The 20,940-nt window shown below is 72.2% G+C and carries 18 protein-coding genes and 1 pseudogene; 4 read left to right on the top strand and 15 right to left on the bottom strand.

What is annotated here, in order from left to right; translation table 11 throughout:
• Nucleotides 1-6: 6 nt before the first annotated feature.
• A complete protein-coding gene (gene istA / locus EQG70_RS09655) occupies nt 7-1,605 on the top strand; it encodes an IS21 family transposase (protein ID WP_208746193.1) in 1,599 nt (532 codons plus the stop codon).
• Nucleotides 1,602-2,387: an IS21-like element helper ATPase IstB gene (istB, locus tag EQG70_RS09650; RefSeq protein WP_109269538.1), complete on the top strand. Its 786-nt coding sequence runs from the start codon at nt 1,602-1,604 to the stop codon at nt 2,385-2,387. Before istA ends, istB begins: the two co-directional genes overlap by 4 nt.
• A gap of 98 nt (nt 2,388-2,485) precedes the next feature.
• On the opposite strand, the pseudogene EQG70_RS09645 reads toward istB, so the two are convergent.
• The 6 genes and pseudogenes from EQG70_RS09645 to EQG70_RS09620 all read right to left on the bottom strand — a co-directional run.
• Nucleotides 2,486-2,707, bottom strand: a pseudogene (locus EQG70_RS09645) (helix-turn-helix domain-containing protein); the annotation flags it as partial.
• Between the two features lie 767 nt (nt 2,708-3,474).
• Entirely contained in the window at nt 3,475-3,879 is a 405-nt protein-coding gene (locus EQG70_RS09640; protein WP_017834559.1) for a cytochrome c oxidase subunit 4, read from the bottom strand.
• A 2-nt stretch (nt 3,880-3,881) separates the two neighbouring features.
• Nucleotides 3,882-5,594: an aa3-type cytochrome oxidase subunit I gene (gene ctaD / locus EQG70_RS09635; RefSeq protein ID WP_095651087.1), complete on the bottom strand. Its 1,713-nt coding sequence runs from the start codon at nt 5,592-5,594 to the stop codon at nt 3,882-3,884.
• A 9-nt stretch (nt 5,595-5,603) separates the two neighbouring features.
• Nucleotides 5,604-6,485 carry an aa3-type cytochrome oxidase subunit II gene (gene ctaC / locus EQG70_RS09630; protein ID WP_109222621.1) on the bottom strand — a complete coding sequence of 294 codons (882 nt, stop codon included), beginning with the start codon at nt 6,483-6,485 and terminating at the stop codon, nt 5,604-5,606.
• A 250-nt stretch (nt 6,486-6,735) separates the two neighbouring features.
• Nucleotides 6,736-7,107, bottom strand: a complete 372-nt coding sequence (locus EQG70_RS09625; RefSeq protein WP_017833990.1) for a HesB/IscA family protein — start codon at nt 7,105-7,107, stop codon at nt 6,736-6,738.
• A gap of 84 nt (nt 7,108-7,191) precedes the next feature.
• Nucleotides 7,192-8,613, bottom strand: a complete 1,422-nt coding sequence (locus EQG70_RS09620) for a dipeptidase (RefSeq protein WP_109269175.1) — start codon at nt 8,611-8,613, stop codon at nt 7,192-7,194.
• A gap of 62 nt (nt 8,614-8,675) precedes the next feature.
• Here EQG70_RS09620 and EQG70_RS09615 point away from each other — a divergent pair, with 62 nt between their 5' ends.
• A complete protein-coding gene (locus tag EQG70_RS09615) occupies nt 8,676-9,281 on the top strand; it encodes a DUF3043 domain-containing protein (protein WP_031283270.1) in 606 nt (201 codons plus the stop codon).
• 147 nt (nt 9,282-9,428) lie between these two features.
• Here EQG70_RS09615 and EQG70_RS09610 read toward each other — a convergent pair whose 3' ends face one another.
• Nucleotides 9,429-10,517: a quinone-dependent dihydroorotate dehydrogenase gene (locus tag EQG70_RS09610; RefSeq protein WP_109269174.1), complete on the bottom strand. Its 1,089-nt coding sequence runs from the start codon at nt 10,515-10,517 to the stop codon at nt 9,429-9,431.
• Nucleotides 10,518-10,613: 96 nt separating this feature from the next.
• Here EQG70_RS09610 and EQG70_RS09605 point away from each other — a divergent pair, with 96 nt between their 5' ends.
• Nucleotides 10,614-11,672, top strand: coding sequence for an alpha/beta hydrolase (locus tag EQG70_RS09605; RefSeq protein WP_017833986.1), 1,059 nt, complete (start codon nt 10,614-10,616; stop codon nt 11,670-11,672).
• On the opposite strand, the gene EQG70_RS09600 is transcribed toward EQG70_RS09605, so the two are convergent.
• The 8 genes from EQG70_RS09600 to EQG70_RS09565 all read right to left on the bottom strand — a co-directional run bounded on the left by EQG70_RS09600 (nt 11,624) and on the right by EQG70_RS09565 (nt 20,845).
• Entirely contained in the window at nt 11,624-12,418 is a 795-nt protein-coding gene (locus EQG70_RS09600; protein WP_109269173.1) for an isoprenyl transferase, read from the bottom strand. The genes EQG70_RS09605 and EQG70_RS09600 overlap by 49 nt on opposite strands.
• Before the next feature lie 2 nt (nt 12,419-12,420).
• Nucleotides 12,421-13,173, bottom strand: coding sequence for a DNA repair protein RecO (gene recO / locus EQG70_RS09595; protein WP_109269172.1), 753 nt, complete (start codon nt 13,171-13,173; stop codon nt 12,421-12,423).
• A 126-nt stretch (nt 13,174-13,299) separates the two neighbouring features.
• A complete protein-coding gene (leuA, locus tag EQG70_RS09590) occupies nt 13,300-15,045 on the bottom strand; it encodes a 2-isopropylmalate synthase (RefSeq protein ID WP_017833983.1) in 1,746 nt (581 codons plus the stop codon).
• A gap of 178 nt (nt 15,046-15,223) precedes the next feature.
• On the bottom strand, nt 15,224-16,693 hold the full coding sequence (locus EQG70_RS09585; RefSeq protein WP_109269171.1) for an LCP family protein: 1,470 nt from the start codon (nt 16,691-16,693) through the stop codon (nt 15,224-15,226).
• 153 nt (nt 16,694-16,846) lie between these two features.
• Nucleotides 16,847-17,923 carry a GTPase Era gene (locus EQG70_RS09580; protein ID WP_232035302.1) on the bottom strand — a complete coding sequence of 359 codons (1,077 nt, stop codon included), beginning with the start codon at nt 17,921-17,923 and terminating at the stop codon, nt 16,847-16,849.
• On the bottom strand, nt 17,916-19,244 hold the full coding sequence (locus tag EQG70_RS09575) for a hemolysin family protein (protein WP_370658534.1): 1,329 nt from the start codon (nt 19,242-19,244) through the stop codon (nt 17,916-17,918). The genes EQG70_RS09580 and EQG70_RS09575 overlap by 8 nt, the downstream gene beginning before the upstream one ends.
• Nucleotides 19,245-19,253: 9 nt before the next feature.
• Nucleotides 19,254-19,760, bottom strand: a complete 507-nt coding sequence (gene ybeY, locus EQG70_RS09570) for an rRNA maturation RNase YbeY (RefSeq protein WP_017833979.1) — start codon at nt 19,758-19,760, stop codon at nt 19,254-19,256.
• The gene (locus EQG70_RS09565; protein ID WP_017833978.1) at nt 19,760-20,845 is read right to left on the bottom strand and encodes a PhoH family protein; all 1,086 of its coding nucleotides are present in this window, start codon (nt 20,843-20,845) and stop codon (nt 19,760-19,762) included. The genes ybeY and EQG70_RS09565 overlap by 1 nt, the downstream gene beginning before the upstream one ends.
• Between the last annotated feature and the right edge of the window lie 95 nt (nt 20,846-20,940).

The following is a 20,940-nucleotide window of genomic DNA, read 5'->3' as shown; positions in this document are numbered from 1 at the left end:
GGACGCATGAAGAAGTCTGACAGGGAGATCATGGAAATTCTCGAAGCATATGACGCCACCGGCTCCGCGCACTCGGCCGCGGCCCTGGCCGGGGTGGATCCGAAGACGGTCCGCCGTTACGCCGCCGCCCGGGACGCGGGCCGGCCGGTGACCGGCCCGGGCCGTCGTCCTCGGATGATCGACGCCTACCTGCCGAAGATCGAGGAGTGGGTCGAGCGCAGCCAGGGCACAGTCCGCGCCGACGTCGTCCACGCCCGCCTGGTCGCGGTGGGGTTCCCGGGGACCGAGCGCACCACCCGCCGGGCCGTGGCGCAGGTGAAGGCGGTATGGCGGGCCGGGCACCGGCGCACCTACCGGCCCTGGATCACCGAGCCGGGTCTGTGGCTGCAGTTCGACTGGGGCGAAGGCCCGAAGGTGCCCGGCGCGGACGGGGTGCCGCGGCGCACGTGGCTGTTCTGCGCCTGGCTGGCGTGGTCACGGTTCCGGGTGGTGATCCCTGTATGGGACCAGACCCTCCCGACGCTGATCGGGTGCCTGGATGCGACTCTGGCCCTCATCGGCGGGGTGCCGACCTATGTGCTCACCGACAACCCGAGAACCGTGACCGTCGATCACGTGGCCGGGGTTGCGGTGCGCCACCCGCAGATCGTGGAAGCCGGCCGGCACTACGGCACGCAGGTGCACACCTGCGTGCCGTATGACCCCGAGTCCAAGGGCGGGTCGGAGTCCACGGTGCGCATCGCCAAGGCCGATCTGGTGCCCACCGAGGCGAACCTGCGCGCAGCTTACGGCTCCTTCGCCGCACTCGAGGCCGCCTGCGCGGCGTTCTGCGCCAAGGTCAACGGGCGCACCCACCGGGAGACGGCCAAGATCCCGGAGCACGCTTTGGCCGAGGAACAACGACGGTTGCACGTGCTGCCGGCCGCCCCGCACACCACCGCCCTGGGGGTGACCCGCACGGTGGGCACCGACCAGACCATCCGGTTCGGCTCGGTGCGCTACTCCACCCCACCGGGCCTGGTCGGGGCCGAGGTGTGGGTGCGGGTCGCAGCCGAGGAGCTGGTGGTCGTCGCCGACCTCGACACCCTTCCGGTGGCCCCGGGGTGGGCGGCCGGGCGTGCCGGGCTCACCGAGGTCGCCCGCCACCGCCTCTCGACCCCGGGCAATCCGCGGATCGACCTGGCCCACTACCCCGACCACCCCCAAGACCCCACTGGTGCCCCACGCCCGCCCCGGCCACGAGCCCGCAGCGCGGCGGAGAAGGACTTCCTGGCCCTGGGCGCCGGGGCGCACACCTGGCTGATCGAGGCCTCCGCGGCCGGGGCTACCCGGATCCGGGCGAAGATGGCCGCCGCGGTTGAGCTCGCCGCCCTCATCGGGGCCGGGCCCGTGGACGCCGCCCTCGGGATCGCCGCGGCCGCCGGGCGCTTCAGCGAAGGGGATCTGACCGCGATCTGCGATCACCAGGCCACCGGGGCCACCGCCGCCGGACTCGTGGCCGCCGACGAGACCCACTCCGCCCAGCCCGGCACCGCCGCCTGGGCCACCTTCGGCGCCACCACGACAACCAGCACAACCACCACAACCGAGGAGACCGCTCGATGAACACGGCCACCACCGCCCCGGCAGCACCGCCGCTGCCCGAAGACCTCGCCGCGGTGCTCAAGCGGATGCGGATGCCCTATCTGCGCGCGGCCGCCCCCGAGGTGTTGGCCACCGCCCGTTCCCAACGGTGGGACCCCACCGAGGTCCTGCGGGTGCTGCTGGCCGAAGAGGCCCGCGGGCGTGATGAGGCCACTCGGGCCGCACGCCGCAAAGCCGCCGGACTGCCCGCCGGGAAGACCTTCGCCTCCTGGCGCGAAGCCGATTCCTCGATCCCGGTCCCGACCCAGTCGGCCCTGGCCACCCTGGAGTGGGTGGGGCGGGCGGAGAACCTCGCGATCTCGGGGCCTTCGGGCACGGGCAAGACCCATTTCGTCGAGGCCCTGGCCCATCAGGTCATCGACGCCGGGATGCGGGTCTCCTGGTTCACCCTCGAGTCGCTGACCGCCGCGATCGGCCGCGCCGGGGCGGACGGCTCGATCGGCAAGACCATCGCCCGGATCACCCGGGCCGAGCTCATCGTCGTGGACGACATCGGGATGCTGCCCTCGGGCCAGGCCGCCGCCGAGGCCTTCTACCGCCTCGTCGATGCGACTTATGAACGCCGCAGCCTCGCGGTGACCTCGAACATCCACCCGGCCGGGTTCGACACGATCATGCCCAAGACCCTGGCCACCGCCGCCGTGGACCGGCTCCTGCACCACGCCCACGTGATCATCACCGAGGGCACCTCGCTGCGGCTCACCGAGGCCACCGCCGGACGCGGGGTGGTCCCACTGAACTGACCGGCAGGGAGGTCAACTGACCGCGGACAGGGAGATCAGCTGTCCGCAGACGGGGAGATCACCTGACCGCCTACCGGGAAGTCCCGCTGACCGTTGACAGCCGGCATGGACGGGTGCTCGGCCAGCAGCGCCCGCACGACCGGCTCGACATCGGTGAACGCGTTGGGCCCCGCAGACCTCTCGTAGCGCGGTGGCCGGGAGGCGGCCACGGCCTTGGCGACCGTGTTCCGCGAGATCCCCAGCCGCGAGGCGATCTGGGACTTCGGCACCCCCTCGGCATGCAGCCGACGGATCAACGCCCAATCTTCCACAGTGATCACACTCCAATCGTTGAGTGCTCACTTTTCGACCGTCGCATCTGCTCAGTATTCGTCCGGCGTCGACAGGCGTCTCCGAGGCGTCTCCGGCGGCCCCCAGGCCCGGCGGGCTGGTCCGGCACCGGACGGACGCGGGAGGACGCTCCGTGTCCTCTGGCATCGCGGAGCCTGCGGCGCGGCGGTGACGACCCGGTCAGCGTCGAGAACGGTCCCGCGCGGAACACCGAGCCGCTCGAGGCGCACCATGACCAGGCAGAGGACGCAGTACGGACGGTCGCCAGGGTGCACCGCCCGGGGATGACCCTGCGCCTCGACCTTCGACCGGTGCAACAGGTGCCACCCGGCATCGTCCGTCCGGTCGCGCCGGAACCCCTGAACGACGCGCCGGGCCGCTCGGAGCGGAGGCGCTGGCCGCTGCCCCGGACCGCGTCGTTGAGGCCGCGGACGGCAGTCGGCGCCGGTTCCCAAGGACCCTGGCTGCACCCCGGCCTCTGGAGCACCAGGTACCCCTCACACCGAGCGTCATCGCCGGCCACCCCGGGGCCTTGCAGCGGCAGCGGCTGCCCCGCCGTCGGCCCCCGTTCCCAGGGCCCGCTGTGGCTGGCCAGGTCTCTCCCGTCGTCAGCCCCGTCCCCCGGGATCGCTGTGGCCGCCCCGGTCTCCCCTGAGCTGCGGGCGACGGCCGGCCGCCCGCAGCACGAGGATGCGCAAGGCCCCGGACACCTGGGGTGTCCGGGGCCTTGTCGACGGTCGGCGTTCAGCCGCCCGTGTCAGTGGGCGTGGTCGCCGCGGGAGTACTCGAAGATCAGACCCACCAGGCCGAGCACCGCCAGCGGGGCGGCGAGGCCGAGGATCCACCAGCCCATGGCCAGCGCCGTGAACGCGAGGGCGCAGCCGGTGCCGAGCAGCAGGGGCCACCAGCTCCACGGGGAGAAGTGTCCGTACTCGCCGGCGGACTCGACGATCTCGCCGTCGAGCTTGTCCTCGGGGAGGACGCCACCGGTGTTGCGGTTCACGAGCCACAGGTAGACGGCCAGCATGAAGGACATGGCGCCGACGGCCAGCAGCGCCGGGAACCCGACGAGCTCGTCGAACCGCGTGAGGAAGCCGTAGACCACGGCCACCAGGAGGCTGAAGCCCCCGATGAGGATGAACAGTTTGATGGAGAGTTTCATGCTCAGCCCTTCCGCGTGGCGATGGCGCCGTCGTCGACCGGGGACTGCTGCGGGGACTCCGCGGCCAGCTCCGGGTGGTGCAGGTCCAGCGCCGGCCGCTCGGACCGGATGCGCGGCAGCGAGGTGAAGTTGTGCCGCGGCGGCGGGCAGGATGTGGCCCACTCCAGCGATCCGCCGAAGCCCCAGGGGTCGTCGACCTCGACCTTCGTGCCGTTGCGCCAGGTCGTGTAGACGTTCCAGAACCACGGGATCATCGAGACGCCGAGGAGCATCGCCCCGACCGTGGAGATCTGGTTCATCCAGGTGAAGTTGTCCTCCGGCAGGTAGTCCGCGTAGCGGCGCGGCATGCCGTCCACGCCCAGCCAGTGCTGGATCAGGAAGGTCATGTGGAAGCCCAGGAACAGCAGCCAGAAGTGGATCTTGCCGATCCGCTCGTTGAGCATCTTGCCGGTGAACTTGGGCCACCAGAAGTAGAACCCGGCGAACATGCCGAACACCACGGTGCCGAAGATGACGTAGTGGAAGTGGGCGACCACGAAGTACGAGTCGGAGACGTGGAAGTCCAGCGGCGGGGTGGCCAGGATGACGCCGGTCAGGCCGCCGAAGAGGAACGTGAACATGAAGCCCAGCACCCACAGCATCGGCGTCTCGAAGGTGATCGAGCCCTGCCACATCGTGCCGATCCAGTTGAAGAACTTCACGCCGGTGGGCACCGCGATCATCATGGTCATGAACGCGAAGAAGCTCAGCATCACGGCCCCGGTGACGTACATGTGGTGGGCCCACACGGTCACCGACAGGGCGGCGATCGCGATGGTCGCGAACACGAGGCCCTTGTAGCCGAACAGCGGCTTGCGGGAGAACACCGGGATGATCTCGGAGACGATGCCGAAGAACGGCAGCGCGAGCACGTACACCTCGGGGTGGCCGAAGAACCAGAAGAGGTGCTGCCACAGCACCGCTCCCCCGTTGGCCGGGTCGAAGATGTGCCCGCCCAGGGTCCGGTCCATGCCCAGTGCGAACAGCGCGGCGGCCAGCGGCGGGAACACCATGATCACGAGCAGCGAGGTGATGAGCGTGTTCCAGGTGAACAGGCCCATCCGCCACACGGTCATGCCGGGGGCGCGCATCGCGATGATCGTGGTGATGAAGTTGACGCCGCCCATGATCGTGCCGAAGCCGGACAGGGCGAGGCCGAAGACCCAGAGGTCACCACCGGCGCCGGGCGAGAACGAGGAGTTGCTCAACGGCGTGTACGCGAACCAGCCGAAGGAGGCCGCGCCCTGGGGGGTGAGGAACCCGGCGGTGGCGATCAGCGAGCCGAACAGGAAGAACCAGAACGCCAGGGCGTTGAGCCGCGGGAACGCGACGTCGGGGGCGCCGATCTGCAGCGGGACGATGACGTTGGCGAAGCCGACGAACAGCGGGGTGCCGAACATCAGCAGCATCAGCGTGCCGTGCATGGTGAACAGCTGGTTGTACTGCTCCTTGGTCTCCAGGATCTGCATGCCCGGCTCGAAGAGCTCGGCGCGGATCAGCAGCGCCATGACGCCGGCGATGCAGAAGAAGGCGAACGAGGAGATCAGGTACATGTACCCGATCGTCTTGTGGTCGGTGGACGTGATCCAGTTGACGACCATCCGTCCCTTGGACCGGGGCACCACGCGCGGAGCGACAGTGGCTGCCTCGTCCCGTGAATACTCGAGTGTGGACACCGGTACTCCTTAGTTGTTAAAAGATTCTTGCTGCTGGTCGTCCGCGCCCGGGTAGGAGTCGCGGCTGTACTCCTCGCCCAGGGCCCCGGTCTGGCCGGCGTCGCGCAAGGACTGGATGTGGGCGTCGTACTCGGCCTGGCTGACCACGTTGACGTTGAACAGCATCTCGGAGTGGTACTCGCCGCAGAACTCGGCGCACTTGCCGAAGTACTCGCCCTCCTGCCCCGTGGTGATGCTGATGGTGTTGGTGCGGCCCGGGAACATGTCCCGCTTCTCGAGGAACGCGGGGACCCAGAAGGAGTGGATGACGTCGCGGGAGGTGACCTGCAGCTCGACGTCGCTGTCGACGGGCAGGTACAGGGTGGGCACCCGCTCGGGGACGCCCTCCTCGCCGTCGAGGTGGCCCTGGATGCCGGTGTCCCAGACGTCGTCGGTCAGGTAGTTGAAGTCCCAGGCCCACTGCTTGCCGTAGACCTGGACGGTCACGTCCGGGTTGTCGTCCGGGGCGGTGATCTCGGCCTGGGTCCGCTCGGTGAAGAAGAACAGGGACATGATCAGGGCGATCGGGACGATCGTGTAGAAGACCTCGAGCGGGGCGTGGTACGCCACCTGGCGCGGGTAGCCGGTCTCGTTCTTGCGCCGGCGGTAGGCGATCATGCACCAGAGCATGAGGCCCCAGGTCACCAGTCCCACGACGAGGGCCGCGATCCAGGAGCCGACCCACAGGTCGAGGATCATGTCGGCGTTGTCGGTGGTGCCACGCTCGGTGGGCATCCAGCCGAGCTTCGCCTCTTCCGAGCATCCCGTCAGCGCGGTTGCTGCCAGGACTGCTACCGCAGACACCTTCGCCGTGCGGCGCCGGAGGCTGTCGGTTCGTGTGTGCGAACTCACAGACGGCCCTTCCTCTTCTTCTCGTGCTCGTCGTCTGCGCGCCGAAGGCCCCGATTTGAAGAGCCCGGACACAGTCAGGTGGAATGTTTCTCTCCGAGCTTACCCCGTGTCGCTGACATCTGGTGACACAGTGTCAGCTTCCGCGCGGCGCTCGGAGACCCCTCCTGGAGCGGTCCGCGGGGCCTCCTGGGAACGCCGGGAGGCCCGCCGTCCGGACGGACGACGGGCCTCTCGGGAGGAGCGGACGGACTCAGTGGAAGGAGTCGCCGCAGGCGCAGGAACCCCCCGCGTTGGGGTTGTCGATCGAGAACCCCTGCTTGGAGATCGTGTCCTCGAAGTCGACCGTGGAGCCCTCGAGGTAGGGCACGCTCATCTTGTCCACGATGACCTCGACGCCGCCGAAGTCCCGCACGGAGTCCCCGTCCAGGATGCGCTCGTCGAAGTACAGCTGGTAGATGAGGCCCGAGCAGCCGCCGGGCTGGACCGCCACGCGCAGCCGGAGGTCGGTGCGGCCCTCCTGCTCGAGCAGGGCGCGGACCTTCTGGGACGCGACGTCGGTCAGCTGGACGCCGTGGGTGGGCAGGCCGTCCACTGCGGCGCCGTTCTCGGTCGTGACGCTCATGATGCTCACTTTCTGTGGAGGGGTGCCGCACGGGGTCGGACCGGCGGCGGGTCTGTCACGGGCACAACGGATGGGCGATCGGGTTCATTCCCGGATCCGCCGCCCGGGGCGGGCGGCGTCGTCGAGGGCGAGCAGCATCAGCGTCTCCGCGACCACCGCGCGCTCGAACTCCGCCAGGTGCAGCGACTCGTTGGCGCTGTGCGCCCGGGAGTCCGGGTCCTCGACGCCCGTGATGAGGATGCCGGCCTCAGGACAGACCTCCAGGAGGTCCGCGGTGAAGGGGATGGAGCCGCCGATCCCCGTCTCCACGGCGGGCCGGCCCCACGCCTCCCCCAGCGCCCACCGGGCGATCCGCGCGGACTCCGAGCTCATGTCGGTGCGGAAGGACTGTCCCGTCTCCTCGAGCTCGATGCGCACGTGCGCCCCGAACGGGGCGTGCTCCTCCACGTGGCGCCGGAGGGCCTCCGCGGCCTCGGCGGGGTCCTGGCCCGGCGCCGTGCGCAGGCTCAGCTTCGCGCGGGCGGATGCGGCGATGGTGTTGGCGGCGGTATCCACGGGCGTGACGTCCATGCCCGTGACCGACAGCGCGGGCTGCGTCCAGAGCCGGGAGGCGATCGAACCGCGCCCGGCCAGCCGGACGCCCTTCAGGACCGCCGCGTCGGCCCGGAACCGCTCCTCGTCGTAGACCAGGTCGGTGCGGTCCTCGGCGAGCAGCCCCTCGACGGCGACCGCGCCGTCGTCGTCGTGCAGGGTCGCGATGAGCCGGGCCAGCAGCGTGGGCGCGTCCAGGACCGGGCCGCCGTACATGCCCGAGTGCACAGCGTGCTCGAGCACGGACAGCTCCACGACGGCGCCGACCATCCCGCGCAGGCTCGTGGTCAGGGCGGGCACGCCGACCTCCCAGTTGGCGGAGTCCGCGATGACGATGACGTCCGCGGCCAGCCGTTCCCGGTGGGCCTCCAGGAAGTCCCGGAAGGACGGGGAGCCGGCCTCCTCCTCCCCCTCCACGAAGACGGTCACGCCGAGGCCGAAGTCGTCGCCGCGGTGGGCGGTCGCGGCGCGCAGGGCGGCGGCGTGGGCCATCACCCCGGCCTTGTCGTCGGCCGCGCCCCGCCCGTACAGGCGGCCGTCGCGCTCCTCGGCGACGAACGGTTCGGAGTCCCACAGCTCGCGCCGGCCCGGGGGCTGGACGTCGTGGTGGGCGTAGAGCAGCACGGTCGGCCGGCCGGGCGCGGGCCGGCGGTGGGCGACGACGGCGGGGTGTCCCGGCCCGTCACCCAGGGGCACGCGCAGGATCTCCACCTCCTCCAGGCCGGCGTCCGCGAGCACGCCGGCCACGGCCACCGCACTGCGCTCGAGCTGCGCGGCGTCGAAGGACTCCCAGGCGATGCCGGGGATCGCGACCAGCTCGACGAGCTGCTCGAGGGTCCGCGGCATGTCCGCGCGCACGGCCGCGCGCACGGTGTCGACGGGGACGGGGACGGTCGGGGCACAGGGCTCGCTCATGGCACCCACCCTATGTCCGGGGCCCGGCGGGGGCCGGCAGGTCCGTCGGCTATCCTTGACGGGTGTTTGGACGCAAGAAGGAAGCAGACCGCGCAGGGTCCACGTCGGTGACCGCTGCGGCCGCCCCCACGGAACCGGTGGCCGCCCCGCGGCAGACCCCGGGCAAGGGCCGGCCCACGCCCAGCCGCCGGCAGCAGGAGGCGGCCCGGCGCCGGCCCCTGGTCCCGGAGGACCGCAAGGCCGCGAAGGCGCAGTCCCGCGACGCCGCGCGCGAGCAGCGGATGCGGGCGCAGGCCGGCATGGCGGCCGGGGACGAACGGTTCCTCGGGCCGCGGGACCGCGGCCCGCAGCGCCGGTTCGCGCGGGACTGGGTGGACTCCCGGATCAACGTGGGCGAGTACCTCATGGTTGTCGCGCTGCTCGCGCTCGTCATCCTGTTCTTCCCCGTCCAGGACGTGGCCACCTACGGCGTCTACCTCATCTGGGCGCTGATGATCCTGGGCATCGTGGACGCCGTGCTGTCGACGGCCCGGATGAAGAAGGCCATGCAGGCGAAGTTCGGGACCGTGGAGCGCGGCGTGCGCTGGTACGCCGCGATGCGCTCCTTCACGATGCGCCGCCTCCGCCTGCCCAAGCCCCAGGTCGCCCGCGGGGAGCGCCCCTCCTGAGCCCCGGTCGGCCCGCGCCCGGCGCAGGGCCCGGCCGCGACAGGACTGCCCCCGGACCGCACGGTCCGGGGGCAGTCCTGTGCCCGCCGACGGGGCGGCGGTCGGCGGCGCCCCGTCGTAACGGGAGCCGTCAGCCCCGGTGAGCCGTCAGCTCCAGGCGCGGCCCGCCCGGCGCGCCAGGCCCTGGTTGATGCGGCGCGCCCAGAAGGGACCCTCGTAGAGGAAAGCGGTGTAGCCCTGCACGAGAGTCGCGCCGGCGTCGAGGCGCTCCTGGACGTCCTCCGCCGTGGTCACCCCGCCCACGGAGACCAGCACCAGCCGGTCCCCCACGCGCTCGCGCAGCAGCCGCAGCACCTCGAGGGAGCGCCGCCGCAGCGGGGCCCCGGAGAGCCCGCCGGCCCCATGGGCCTCGATCTCGGCGGGGTCGGAGACCAGCCCCAGCCCGGTCCGGGCGATGGTCGTGTTGGTGGCCACGATGCCGTCCAGGCCCAGGTCGAGGGCCAGGTCCGCGACGGCCAGCACGTCCTCGTCAGACAGGTCCGGGGCGATCTTCACGAGCAGCGGGACGTGCCGGTCCGCGGCCTCGTCGGCCGCGCGGCCCACCGCGCCGAGCAGCGGCCGCAGGCTCTCGATCTCCTGCAGCTGGCGCAGGCCCGGGGTGTTGGGCGAGGACACGTTGACCACGAGGTAGTCCGCGAGGGGGGCGAGGACCCGGGCGCTCTGCAGGTAGTCGTCCACCGCGTCCTCCAGCGGCACCGCCTTGGTCTTGCCGATGTTGACGCCGAGCACCGGACGGGCGCGGCCGCGGTGGTCCGCCTCGAGCTCGCGGCGCGCCTGCGCGAGGCGCGGGGCCACGGCCGCCGCACCCTCGTTGTTGAAGCCCATCCGGTTGATCACGGCCCGGTCCCGGACGAGCCGGAACAGACGGGGCCGGGGGTTGCCCGGCTGCGCCTGGGCGGTCACGGTGCCGATCTCGACGTGCCCGAAGCCGAGGTCGGTGAGGGCGCCGATCCCCTCGCCGCCCTTGTCGAAACCGGCCGCCAGCCCGAACGGGGACGGGAACCGCAGGCCCAGCGCCTCCACCTCGAGCGCGGGATCGGGCCGGGTGTAGACCCGCAGCGCGGTGCTGATCCGGGCGGCGCGCGCCGCCCGGATCCCGAGGAACCCCACCCGGTGGGCCCGTTCGGGGTCCATCCGGGAGAAGACAGCCGTGAAGAACGTAGGGTAGAAGCGCATGGTCCCAGTCTTCCACAGGGCACTCCTCCGGCCGGGCGGCCGCGGAGGGGCTTGACGGACCGGCGCCCCGACGGGCCGCCCGCACGAGGTGAGGGCATGGGTGCTCCCCCGGACCCGTGGGTCCCCGACGTGCTGGGACCCGGCTTCCGCGCGCGGACCGTGGACCTGGACCCCGGCTCCGCCCCCCACTCCACCGCCACGGTGGTCCGCTACCGGCCGGGGGACGTCCCGCTCGTGCCGGGCCGACTGCGCGGGGCCGTGCTGTACCTGCACGGCTGGTCCGACTACTTCTTCAACGCCGAGCTGGCCCGGACGTGCGCGGCCGCGGGCTACGCGTTCTACGCCCTGGACCTGCACGGCTACGGCCGGAACCTCACCGACGAGGTGCTCGCCGTGGAGGAGGGCCGCCCGGGCCACACCACGGACCTCGCGGACTACGACGACGACATCGCCGCGGCGCTCGGCGTGATGGCCGAGGACGGTCTGCCCGGTCCGCGGGGGCGGCTCGTGCTGATGGGCCACTCGACCGGGGGGCTCACCGCGGCGATGTGGGCCTCACGGCACCCCGACCGGCTCGACGGACTGGCCCTCAACGCCCCCTGGATCGGCAGCCACGGCTCCGACGCCGTGGGCGCCGTCCTGCGCCCCCTGGTGGCCCGGCTCGCCGAGCAGCGCCCGGACGTCCCGGTGCGGGCCCGGCTGCGCAGCCACTACTACCGGGTAATCAGCGAGCACGCGGAGGGCGAGTGGCCGATCGACGCCCGGTGGCGGCCCGAGACCAGCTTCGACATCACCCCGGGGTGGCTCAACGCTGTCCTTCAGGCTCAGGGTGAAGTGGCGAAGGGTTTGAACCTTCACCTTCCAGTGCTGGTGCAGACCTCGGCCCGCTCGTGCATCCGCCCCTGGTGGAGCGAGCGGATGCGCTCGGCCGACACCGTGCTGGACGTCCGGCAGATCCGCCGGCACGCGCCCGATCTGGGCACCGACGTGACGCTGCGCTCCTACGAGGGCGCCGTCCACGACGTGCACCTCTCCCGGCAGGCCGTGCGCCGGGCCGCGCAGAGGGATCTCGCCGCCTGGCTGCGCGGTCTGCGACGGCGCCGGCCTCAGGCGGAGGCGCCGGGGCCGGCGACGCGGTCGACGGCTCCGCCGTAGCGCCGGTCCCGCCGGGCGTAGACCTCCACGGCCTCCCACAGGGTGCGGCGGTCGACGTCCGGCCAGAGCACGTCCTGGAAGACGAGCTCGGCGTAGGCGGACTGCCACAGGAGGAAGTTGGAGATCCGCTGCTCCCCGGAGGAGCGCAGGAAGAGGTCGACGTCCGGCAGGTCGGGCTCGTCGAGGTAGCGCTGGACGGTCTTCTCGTCGATGCTGCGCGGGTTCAGGACGCCCGCCCGGGCGTCGGCGGCGATGGCGGCCGCGGCGTCGGCGATCTCGGCCCGCCCCCCGTAGTTCACGCACATGGTGAGGGTGACGACGTCGTTGTCGCGGGTGGCCCGCTCGGCCTCCTCCAGGCGGTTGATGACCGAGCGCCACAGGCGGGGCTTGCGCCCGGCCCACCGGATCCGGATGCCCCACTCCTGGAAGGTGGGCAGCTGGCGCTCCATGACGTCGGCGGTGTAGTTCATCAGGAACGTCACCTCGTCCAGGGAGCGCTTCCAGTTCTCGGTGGAGAACGCGTAGGCGCTGACGTACGGGATGTCCATCTCGATGGCCCCGGCCATCACCTCGATCAGGGCCGCCTCCCCCGCCTTATGGCCCTCGTTGCGCGGCAGCCCGCGCTGGTTCGCCCAGCGCCCGTTCCCGTCCATGACCACGGCCACGTGCTGCGGCACGAACTGCCGCGGGATCGGCGGGGCGCTGGCGCCGCTGGGATGGGCGGGCGGGGCGGCAAAGCCGGGCATGGTCAGCTCCGTTCCACGAGGTTCAGGGACCGGACGGCCCTCTCCAGGTGCCACTGTACGTAGGTGGCCACGATCCCGGCGGCGGCCCGGGCCGTGCGGGGCTCCACGGCGTCGATCCGCTCCCACGCCCCGGTGAGCAGGGCGGAGAGGTGCTCGACGGTCGCGGGGTCGGGGGCGGCGGCCCCCGGCGGGCGGCAGGCCGGGCAGACGGCGCCGCCGAGCGGGGCCGAGAACGCCTCGTGCGGTCCGGGGGCGCCGCACCGGGCGCAGTCGGTGAAGCTCGGGGCCCACCCGGCCGTGGACACGGCGCGCAGCAGGTAGGAGTCCAGGACGGCCCCGGGTTCGTGCAGCCCGCGGGCCAGGGCGGACAGGGCGCCGACGAGCAGCCGGTACTGCTGGGCCGCGGACTCGTCGTCGTTCTCCGTGAACTTCTCCGCGGCCTCGGTCATGGCCGCGGCGGCGGTGTACTTGGCGTAGTCGGCGGCGATGACCGACCCGTAGCCGCGCTTGCCCAGCGCCTGGGAGATGATGTCGAGGTTGCGACCGGTGACCAGCTGCAGCTCGGCGACGTTGAACGGCTCGAGCCGGGAGCCGAAGCGGGAGGTCGTGCGCCGCACGCCCTTGGCCACGGCCCGGACCTGCCCGTGGTCCCGGGTCAGGAGCACGACGATCCGGTCGGCCTCGCCGAGCTTGTAGGTGCGCAGCACGACGGCGTCGTCCCGGTAGCTGCGTGATGCGAACGTCGTCCTGGCCACCGCATCATTGTCCCACGCGGGGCGGACGGCGCAGGCCGACGGCGCAGCGGGACGGGCCGGGCGGGACGACGACGGCGGGCCGCCCCACGTCCGGGGCGGCCCGCCGTCGCACGGTGCGCCGGGCGCTCAGCCCTGGGCGTCCCGCACGGCCCGGTTGACCGCCGAGACGAGGGCCTTCAGGGACGCGCGGGTGGTGTTCGCGTCGATGCCGACGCCCCACAGGACGCGGTCCCCCACGGCGGCCTCGACGTAGCTGGCCGCCTGGGCGTCGCCGCCGGCCGAGAGGGCGTGCTCGCTGTAGTCGAGCACGCGCACGTCCACGCCCTCGGACGCGAGGATCGTCTGCAGCGCCTCGATGGGGCCGTTGCCCTGCGCCGTGCGGTGGTGCTGGACGCCGTCGACGTCCAGGCCGATCTCGAGGGTGCTCTCCCCGTCCTCCTCGGAGGTCGTGGTGATGTTGGTGATCCGGTACCGGCCCCAGCGCCCGGCGTCCCCGTCCTGGACGGTGGGCAGGTACTCGTCCGCGAACACCTTCCACAGCTCCGCGCCGGAGACCTCCCCGCCGGAGGTGTCGGTGTGCTCCTGCACCACGCGGGAGAACTCGATCTGCGCCCGCCGCGGCAGGTCCAGCCCGTGCTCGTTGGCGAGCAGGTAGGCGACCCCGCCCTTGCCGGACTGCGAGTTCACCCGGATGACGGCCTCGTAGGTGCGGCCCAGGTCCTTGGGGTCGATGGGCAGGTAGGGCACGGCCCACACCAGCTCGTCGACGCCCCGGCCCTGCTCCTGCGCGTCCCGGGCCATCCGGTCGAAGCCCTTCTTGATGGCGTCCTGGTGGGAGCCGGAGAACGCCGTGAACACGAGGTCCCCGCCGTAGGGGGCCCGCTCGGGGACGGGCAGCTGGTTGCAGTACTCGACGGTCCGGCGGATGTCGTCGATGTCGGAGAAGTCGATCTGCGGGTCCACGCCCTGGGTCAGCAGGTTCAGGCCCAGGGTCACCAGGTCCACGTTGCCGGTCCGCTCACCGTTGCCGAACAGGCAGCCCTCGATGCGGTCGGCGCCGGCCAGGTAGCCCAGCTCGGCCGCCGCCACGCCGGTGCCGCGGTCGTTGTGGGGGTGCAGGGAGACCACGGTGGCGTCCCGGTTGTAGAGGTTGCGGCACATCCACTCGATGGAGTCGGCGTAGACGTTGGGGGTGGCCATCTCCACGGTGGCGGGCAGGTTGAGGATCATCTCCCGGTCCCCGCCGATCTCGAAGGTCTCGGCCACGGCGTTGGCGATGCGCGCCGCGAACTCGAGCTCGGTGCCGGTGTAGGACTCCGGGGAGTACTCGTAGGTCACGGACGTGTTCTTCAGCTGCTCCTCGTACTTCAGGCACAGCCGCGCCCCCGTGAGGGCGATGTCCACGATCCCGTCCATGTCCTGGTCGAAGACCACGCGCCGCTGCAGGGTGGAGGTCGCGTTGTAGAGATGCACGATCGCCTTGTCGGCGCCGTCGATGGCCTCGTAGGTGCGCTCGATGAGGTGCTCGCGGGACTGGGTCAGGACCTGGATCGTGACGTCGTCGGGGATCCGGTCCTCCTCGATGAGCCGGCGCACGAAGTCGAAGTCGGTCTGGGAGGCGGAGGGGAACCCGACCTCGATCTCCTTGTAGCCCATCCGCACGAGCAGCTCGAACATCTTGAGCTTGCGGTCGGAGTTCATGGGGTCGATCAGCGCCTGGTTGCCGTCCCGCAGGTCCACGGCGCACCACCGGGGCGCCTCGGTGATCACCCGGTCCGGCCAGGTGCGGTCGGAGAGGTCGAACGGGAACTGCTGCTGGTACGGCACGTACTTGTGGATCGGCATGCCGGAGGGCTGCTGGTAGTTGCGCATGGAAGGGGCCTGTTCTGCTCGAGACGTCTGCGGGTGGCCGGGCATCAGGAACTCCGCAACGGGAGGCCGGCCATCCAGTCCTCGGGTCAGGCCCCGTTGCGGCACGTAAGGAGGAGGAGCGTCCCGGTCCGCATGTGTTCAACCTATCACGGGGTGTCCGGCGCGCCGGGTCGCGTTCTCACCAGTCGCCGGCCGCCTGCTGGCAGGTGTACTGCTCCGCGGTCTGACCGTTGAGGTCCCCGGGCAGCCCCGCCCCGAGCTCGAGCCGGTCCCCCTCGCGGAAGTCCTGGCCCACCGACACGAACACCCCCACCACGTCGGTGGTCGGCACGATCTGCGAGGAGGGGACGCCGAGCAGCTCGGCGACCTCGACGGCCGCCTCGTACCACCCCGCGCCGAAGAAGATCTGCGTGCCCGGCAGCTCGGTGGCCTGCGGGCCGGACTCGACGGCCGTGTAGCCCTCGTCCTCGAGCACGTCCGCGATGTCCGCGTCCCGGCCGTCGACGCCGGAGACGTTGGCGACCGTGAGCGGGACCGTGGCCGGGTCGACCGTGGGGGCCGGGACGGCGGCGTCGGGCGACGGGGTCGCGGAGGAGGTCGGCTCGTCGGCCGGCTCCGCGGAGGGCGACGTGAGCGGCCGGTCCTCGCGCAGCGCCTCGAAGAGGTGCTCGGCCGGGTCCGCGTCGAGCTGGAGCCGGTTGGGGTCCAGCGCGTAGGGCTCGGTGGGCGCCGTCACGAAGACCATGCTGCCCAGGTCGATCCCCCGGACCGCCGTGCCGAGGCCGACCACCGTCGGGACGGAGCCGAGCCCCTCGTCGACGTGCAGGTTGCGGGTGGCGACGTCGGCGATCTCGTAGAGCTTCGGCAGGTCCGACAGCGTCCCCTCGTCCTTGATCTTGCGGGCCATGGACGCGAGGAACGACTGCTGGGAGCGGATCCGGCTCGTGTCCCCGCCGTCGCCGAAGGCGGCGCGGCTGCGCAGGAACGCCAGGGCCTGCTCGCCCTCCACGGAGGAGACGCCGGCGGGCAGCTCCAGCCCCGACTTCGGGTCGTCGACGGCCTCGTTGACGCACACCTCGACGCCGCCCACGGTCGAGGACAGCTCCTTGACGGCGTTGAAGTCGGCGAGCATGAAGTGGTCGATCTTGAGGCCGGTCATCTGGTTGACGGTGGCGACCGTGCACCCGGGGCCGCCGTTGGCGATCGCCGAGTTCAGCATCGCGTCCTCCTCCGCCGGGTGGACCTCGCCGGACTCGGGGTCCGTGCAGCGCGGGATGTCCGCGACCAGGTCGCGCGGCAGGGACACCACGGTCACGCCGCTGCGGTCCTCGCTCACGTGCACCAGCATCATGACGTCGGTCAGGCCGGCGCCGGCGCTGTCCTCGTCGTCGCCGTACCGGTCGTTGCCCTCGCCGTCACGGGTGTCGGTGCCCATCACGAGGATGTCCAGCGGGCCGGCCTCGGGGCCGGTCCCGTCGCCGAGGTCGAGCGGGGAGGTGTCCAGGTTGGACTGCAGCCGCCAGGTCGCGGCCACGCCGGCCCCGAGGACCGCGAGCAGGACGACGACCAGCGCGACGGCGGCCCAGCGCTTCCGGGACCATCGGCGGGCGCGGTGGCGTCCGTGGGCGGCGGGGGGCGTAGAGGACACGGTGACTCTCTCCTGGCAGACCCCGGGCGCGGGGCCCGGGGTCGGGGGGACGGCGCCCGGCCGGGGCGCCGGGTGTCATGCTAGTCGCCCGCCCCGGGACTCGGGGCGGGCGACGCGGCGGGGTGGGGGCGCGATCCGGGGGCCCCGGGTGGCTCAGAAGCCCAGGCGGGACAGCTGCTTGGGGTCGCGCTGCCACTCCTTGGCGATCTTCACGTGCAGGTCGAGGTAGACCTTCGTGCCCAGCAGCGCCTCGATGGCGGTCCGGGACCGGGTGCCGATCTCGCGCAGCCGCGCGCCGCCCTTGCCGATGATGATGGCCTTCTGCGACGACCGCTCGACGTAGACGTTGACCCGCACGTCGAGCAGCGGCCGGTCCGCGGGGCGGCCCTCGCGGGGCACCATCTCCTCGACCACGACCGCGAGGGAGTGCGGCAGCTCGTCCCGCACCCCCTCGAGGGCGGCCTCCCGGACGAGCTCGGCGACCATCGTCATCTCGGGCTCGTCGGTCAGCTCGCCGTCGGGGTACAGGGCCGGGGACTCCGGCATCCTGCCGATGAGCAGCCCGGCGAGGGCGTCGACCTGGAAGCCGTCCACGGCGGAGACGGGGATGACGTCGGCCCAGCCCGGGTCGTCGGCGTCGGGCCGGGGCGCGTGCGCGGCCGCGGAGCGGTGGCGGGGCTTGCGGGCGGCCCGTTCGGCGCGCTCGGCGCGGACCCGGTGCTCGGCCTCCATGACGGAGCGGCCCAGCTCGGTGACCGCCAGCAGCTGCTCGGCGAGCTCGGCGCGGGAGACGGTGTCCGTCTTCGTGACGATCGCCACGACCGGCTTGTTGCCGGAGGCCGCGAGCTGCTGGGCGATGAACCGGTCCCCGGGGCCGATCTTCTCGTCGGCGGGCACGCAGAAGCCGATGACGTCGACCTCCGCGAGGGTGTCCGCCACGAGGTCGTTGAGCCGCTCGCCGAGCAGCGTCCGCGGCCGGTGCAGGCCCGGGGTGTCCACGAGCACGAGCTGGCCCTCGGGCCGGTGCACGATGCCCCGGATGGTGTGCCGCGTGGTCTGCGGCCGGCTCGAGGTGATCGCGACCTTCTGCCCGACCAGGGCGTTGGTGAGCGTGGACTTCCCGGCGTTGGGGCGGCCGACCAGCACGGCGAAGCCGGCGCGGAACGGGACCGGCTCCCCGGTGGTGGAATCGCCGGCCCGAGGGGGCACGGCGGGTGTGGGCTCAGACATGGTGGTGGGTCTCCTCCTCGGACTCCTGGGCGGCGGGCTCCACGGCCGTGGAGCCCGGGGGGACCCAGTCGGGGTCCCGGCGGACCTCGAGCTGGCCCACCCGGTTGCGCCGGCCCTCCAGGGTGACGGCCTCGAGGACGATGCCCTCGACGGTGGCGCGGGAGCCCACGATGGGCACCCGGCCGGTGGACTTGGCGAGCAGGCCGCCGGCCGTGTCCACCTCGTCGTCCTCGAGGTCGAGGCCGAACAGGTCGCCCAGGTCCTCGACGCTGAGCCGGGCGGAGATGCGGTAGCGGCCGTCGCCGAGCTCGGCGACCTCGGGCTTCTCCCGGTCGTACTCGTCGACGATCTCGCCGAGCAGCTCCTCGATGAGGTCCTCGAGGGTCACCAGCCCGGCGGTGCCGCCGTACTCGTCGACGACGATCGCCACGTGGATCGACTCGAGCTGCATCTCGCGCAGCAGCTCGTTGACCTTCTTCGACTCGGGCACGTAGCGGACCTCGCGGGCGAGCTCGGAGAGCCCGGTGAGCCGCAGCCCGGTGCCCAGCCGGTGCACCCGCTCGGCGAGGTCCTTCTGGTACAGGATGCCGAGGACGTCGTCGGCGCTCTCGCCGATCACCGGGATGCGGGAGTAGCCGGAGCGGAAGAAGAGGTTCAGGGCGTTGTCCACGGTGTCGTCGTCGTCGACGGAGACCATGTCGGTGCGGGGCACCATGACGGCCCGGACGTTGGTGTCGTCGAGGTCGAAGACCGAGTGCAGCAGCTCCGCCTCGTTGTCCTCGATGAGGGCCTGGCCCGTGGACCGGTCCACGAACTCGAGCAGCTCCTCCTCGGTGAGGTAGCCGGGGGCGATGTTCCCCGCGTCCCGGGTGCCCGAGGAGCCCAGCCGCACGAGCATCCCGGGGACCGGCCCGAGCACGATGCGCAGCAGGCGCACCAGGCCGGCGGTGGCCCGGAGGGTGCCGGCGGCGTGGCTGCGCCCGACCTGGCGCGGGGAGACCCCGGTGAGGACGAAGCCCACGGCGGCCATCACCACGGTGGCCAGGAGGCCGGCGAGCCAGACGTCGTCGAGGCCGTCGAACATCGCGAGGGCCACCGCCACGGCGGAGGCCGTCTCGAACCACACGCTCCAGAAGCGCAGGGCCTGCAGGTGCGCGGTGGGGGTGGCCAGGATCCTGGCGGCGGAGGAGTCGGGGGCGTCCCGGGCGATGGCCTCGGCGTCCGCGCGGGGCAGGTAGGTGAGGCCCGTCTCGGCGGCCGTGAGGACGAACGCCGTGCCCAGGAACACGATCGCCGCGACGACCAGGACGGCAGTGGTCATCATGGGGCGCTACTCCATGGTCTCGACCGGCGCGGGCCGGCCGAGGAAGTCGGTGAGCAGGTCCCGCTGGAGGGCGAACATGATCTGCCGCTCCTCGGGCTCGGCGTGGTCGTGCCCCAGCAGGTGCAGGATCCCGTGGGTGGTGAGCAGGCACAGCTCGTCCGCGACGGAGTGACCGCCGGCCTCGGCCTGCCGGCGGGCGACCGGGGGGCACAGGACGATGTCGCCCAGGGTGCCCTCCGCGGGCTCCTCCGGGGTCCCGGGGCGCATCTCGTCCATGGGGAAGGAGAGCACGTCCGTGGGGCCGGGCAGGTCCATCCACTCGACGTGCAGGCGGGCCATCTCGTCCTCGTCGACCACCGCGATGGACAGCTCCGCGTCGGGGTGGACGTGCAGGCGCTCCAGGACGTGGTCCGCGAGCCGGCCCAGCAGCTCGACGTCGACCGCCTCCCAGGCCGCGCGCTCCCCGGCGGGGACGTCCTGCGGGTCGACCTGCAGATCGAACTCGACGGCCATCAGGCCTCCGCCCCGTCCGCGTCCGGGGCCGCCGGCGCGGCGTCGCGGGCGGCACGGGCGTCGTCCTTGCGCCGGCGCCGTTCGTTGCGGTGCCGGTTGGTCGTGTCGAAGGCGTCGTAGGCGCTGACGATCCGGCCCACCAGCTCGTGGCGCACCACGTCCTCCGCGGTCATCTCCGTGAACGCGACGTCCGGGACGCCGCTGAGCACGTGCTGGACCTGGCGCAGACCGGAGGACGCGCTGCCCGGCAGGTCCACCTGGGTGACGTCCCCGGTGACGACCATCTTGGAGCCGAAGCCGAGCCGGGTGAGGAACATCTTCATCTGCTCGGGCGTGGTGTTCTGCGCCTCGTCGAGGATGATGAACGCGTCGTTGAGGGTGCGGCCGCGCATGTAGGCGAGGGGGGCGACCTCGATGGTGCCCGCCTCCAGGAGGCGGGGGATCGAGTCCGGGTCCATCATGTCGTGCAGCGCGTCGTAGAGCGGGCGCAGGTACGGGTCGATCTTCTCGCTGAGCGTCCCGGGCAGGAAGCCCAGCCGCTCCCCCGCCTCCACGGCGGGGCGCGTGAGGATGATCCGGGAGACTTCCTTGGCCTGCAGCGCCTGGACGGCCTTCGCCATGGCCAGGTAGGTCTTGCCGGTGCCGGCGGGACCGATGCCGAAGACCACGGTGTGCTCGTCGATGGCATCCACGTAGGTCTTCTGGTGCAGCGTCTTGGGACGGATCTTGCGGCCGCGGCCGGAGAGGATGTTCTGGGTCAGGGCGCCGCTGGGGCGGGCGGTGAGGTCCCTGCCGATCAGCTCGAGCAGCTGGGTGATGACCTGCGGGGTGACCGCGGTCTCGCGGCCGGCCAGGACCTTCAGCTCGTCGAAGAGGGTGGCGACGATCTGCACGGGCCCGCTGGGGCCCTCGATGCCGAGCTCGAGACCGCGCGGGCTGGTCGTGAGGCCGGGGAACGCCGTCTCCACCTGGCGCAGGGTGTCGTCCCCGGAGCCGAGGCACCGGACCATCGTCTCGCGGTCGGGGAAGGTGATGACGGTGCGGGCCGTCAGGGGGTGCGTGGTGCCGGGCAGCGTCTCAGTCATGGGTCCGGCCGCGCGGGCCGTGCTCTCGCTCTCTCGTGGGTCGCCGTGGTAGGGACGGCGGACGGGACTCGTCCTCACCCCAGGGTACCGCGCGG

This window comes from Kocuria rosea (genome assembly GCF_006094695.1).
Classification (GTDB): domain Bacteria; phylum Actinomycetota; class Actinomycetes; order Actinomycetales; family Micrococcaceae; genus Kocuria; species Kocuria rosea.
The sequence above is the reverse complement of the archived record's forward strand: the minus strand, read 5'-3'. Positions and strand labels throughout refer to the sequence as shown.

What these genes read in the sequence shown, in the direction of transcription:
- EQG70_RS09620 (WP_109269175.1), bottom strand. Translation starts at nt 8,613, where the DNA reads ATGAGCGAGCCCTGTGCCCCGACCGTCCCCGTCCCCGTCGACACCGTG.
- EQG70_RS09600 (WP_109269173.1), bottom strand. Translation starts at nt 12,418, where the DNA reads ATGCCCGGCTTTGCCGCCCCGCCCGCCCATCCCAGCGGCGCCAGCGCC.
- EQG70_RS09580 (WP_232035302.1), bottom strand. Translation starts at nt 17,923, where the DNA reads ATGTCTGAGCCCACACCCGCCGTGCCCCCTCGGGCCGGCGATTCCACC.
- EQG70_RS09625 (WP_017833990.1), bottom strand. Translation starts at nt 7,107, where the DNA reads ATGAGCGTCACGACCGAGAACGGCGCCGCAGTGGACGGCCTGCCCACC.
- EQG70_RS09610 (WP_109269174.1), bottom strand. Translation starts at nt 10,517, where the DNA reads ATGCGCTTCTACCCTACGTTCTTCACGGCTGTCTTCTCCCGGATGGAC.
- EQG70_RS09640 (WP_017834559.1), bottom strand. Translation starts at nt 3,879, where the DNA reads ATGAAACTCTCCATCAAACTGTTCATCCTCATCGGGGGCTTCAGCCTC.
- EQG70_RS09575 (WP_370658534.1), bottom strand. Translation starts at nt 19,244, where the DNA reads ATGACCACTGCCGTCCTGGTCGTCGCGGCGATCGTGTTCCTGGGCACG.
- EQG70_RS09605 (WP_017833986.1), top strand. Translation starts at nt 10,614, where the DNA reads ATGGGTGCTCCCCCGGACCCGTGGGTCCCCGACGTGCTGGGACCCGGC.
- istB (WP_109269538.1), top strand. Translation starts at nt 1,602, where the DNA reads ATGAACACGGCCACCACCGCCCCGGCAGCACCGCCGCTGCCCGAAGAC.
- leuA (WP_017833983.1), bottom strand. Translation starts at nt 15,045, where the DNA reads ATGCGCAACTACCAGCAGCCCTCCGGCATGCCGATCCACAAGTACGTG.
- istA (WP_208746193.1), top strand. Translation starts at nt 7, where the DNA reads ATGAAGAAGTCTGACAGGGAGATCATGGAAATTCTCGAAGCATATGAC.
- ybeY (WP_017833979.1), bottom strand. Translation starts at nt 19,760, where the DNA reads ATGGCCGTCGAGTTCGATCTGCAGGTCGACCCGCAGGACGTCCCCGCC.
- EQG70_RS09565 (WP_017833978.1), bottom strand. Translation starts at nt 20,845, where the DNA reads ATGACTGAGACGCTGCCCGGCACCACGCACCCCCTGACGGCCCGCACC.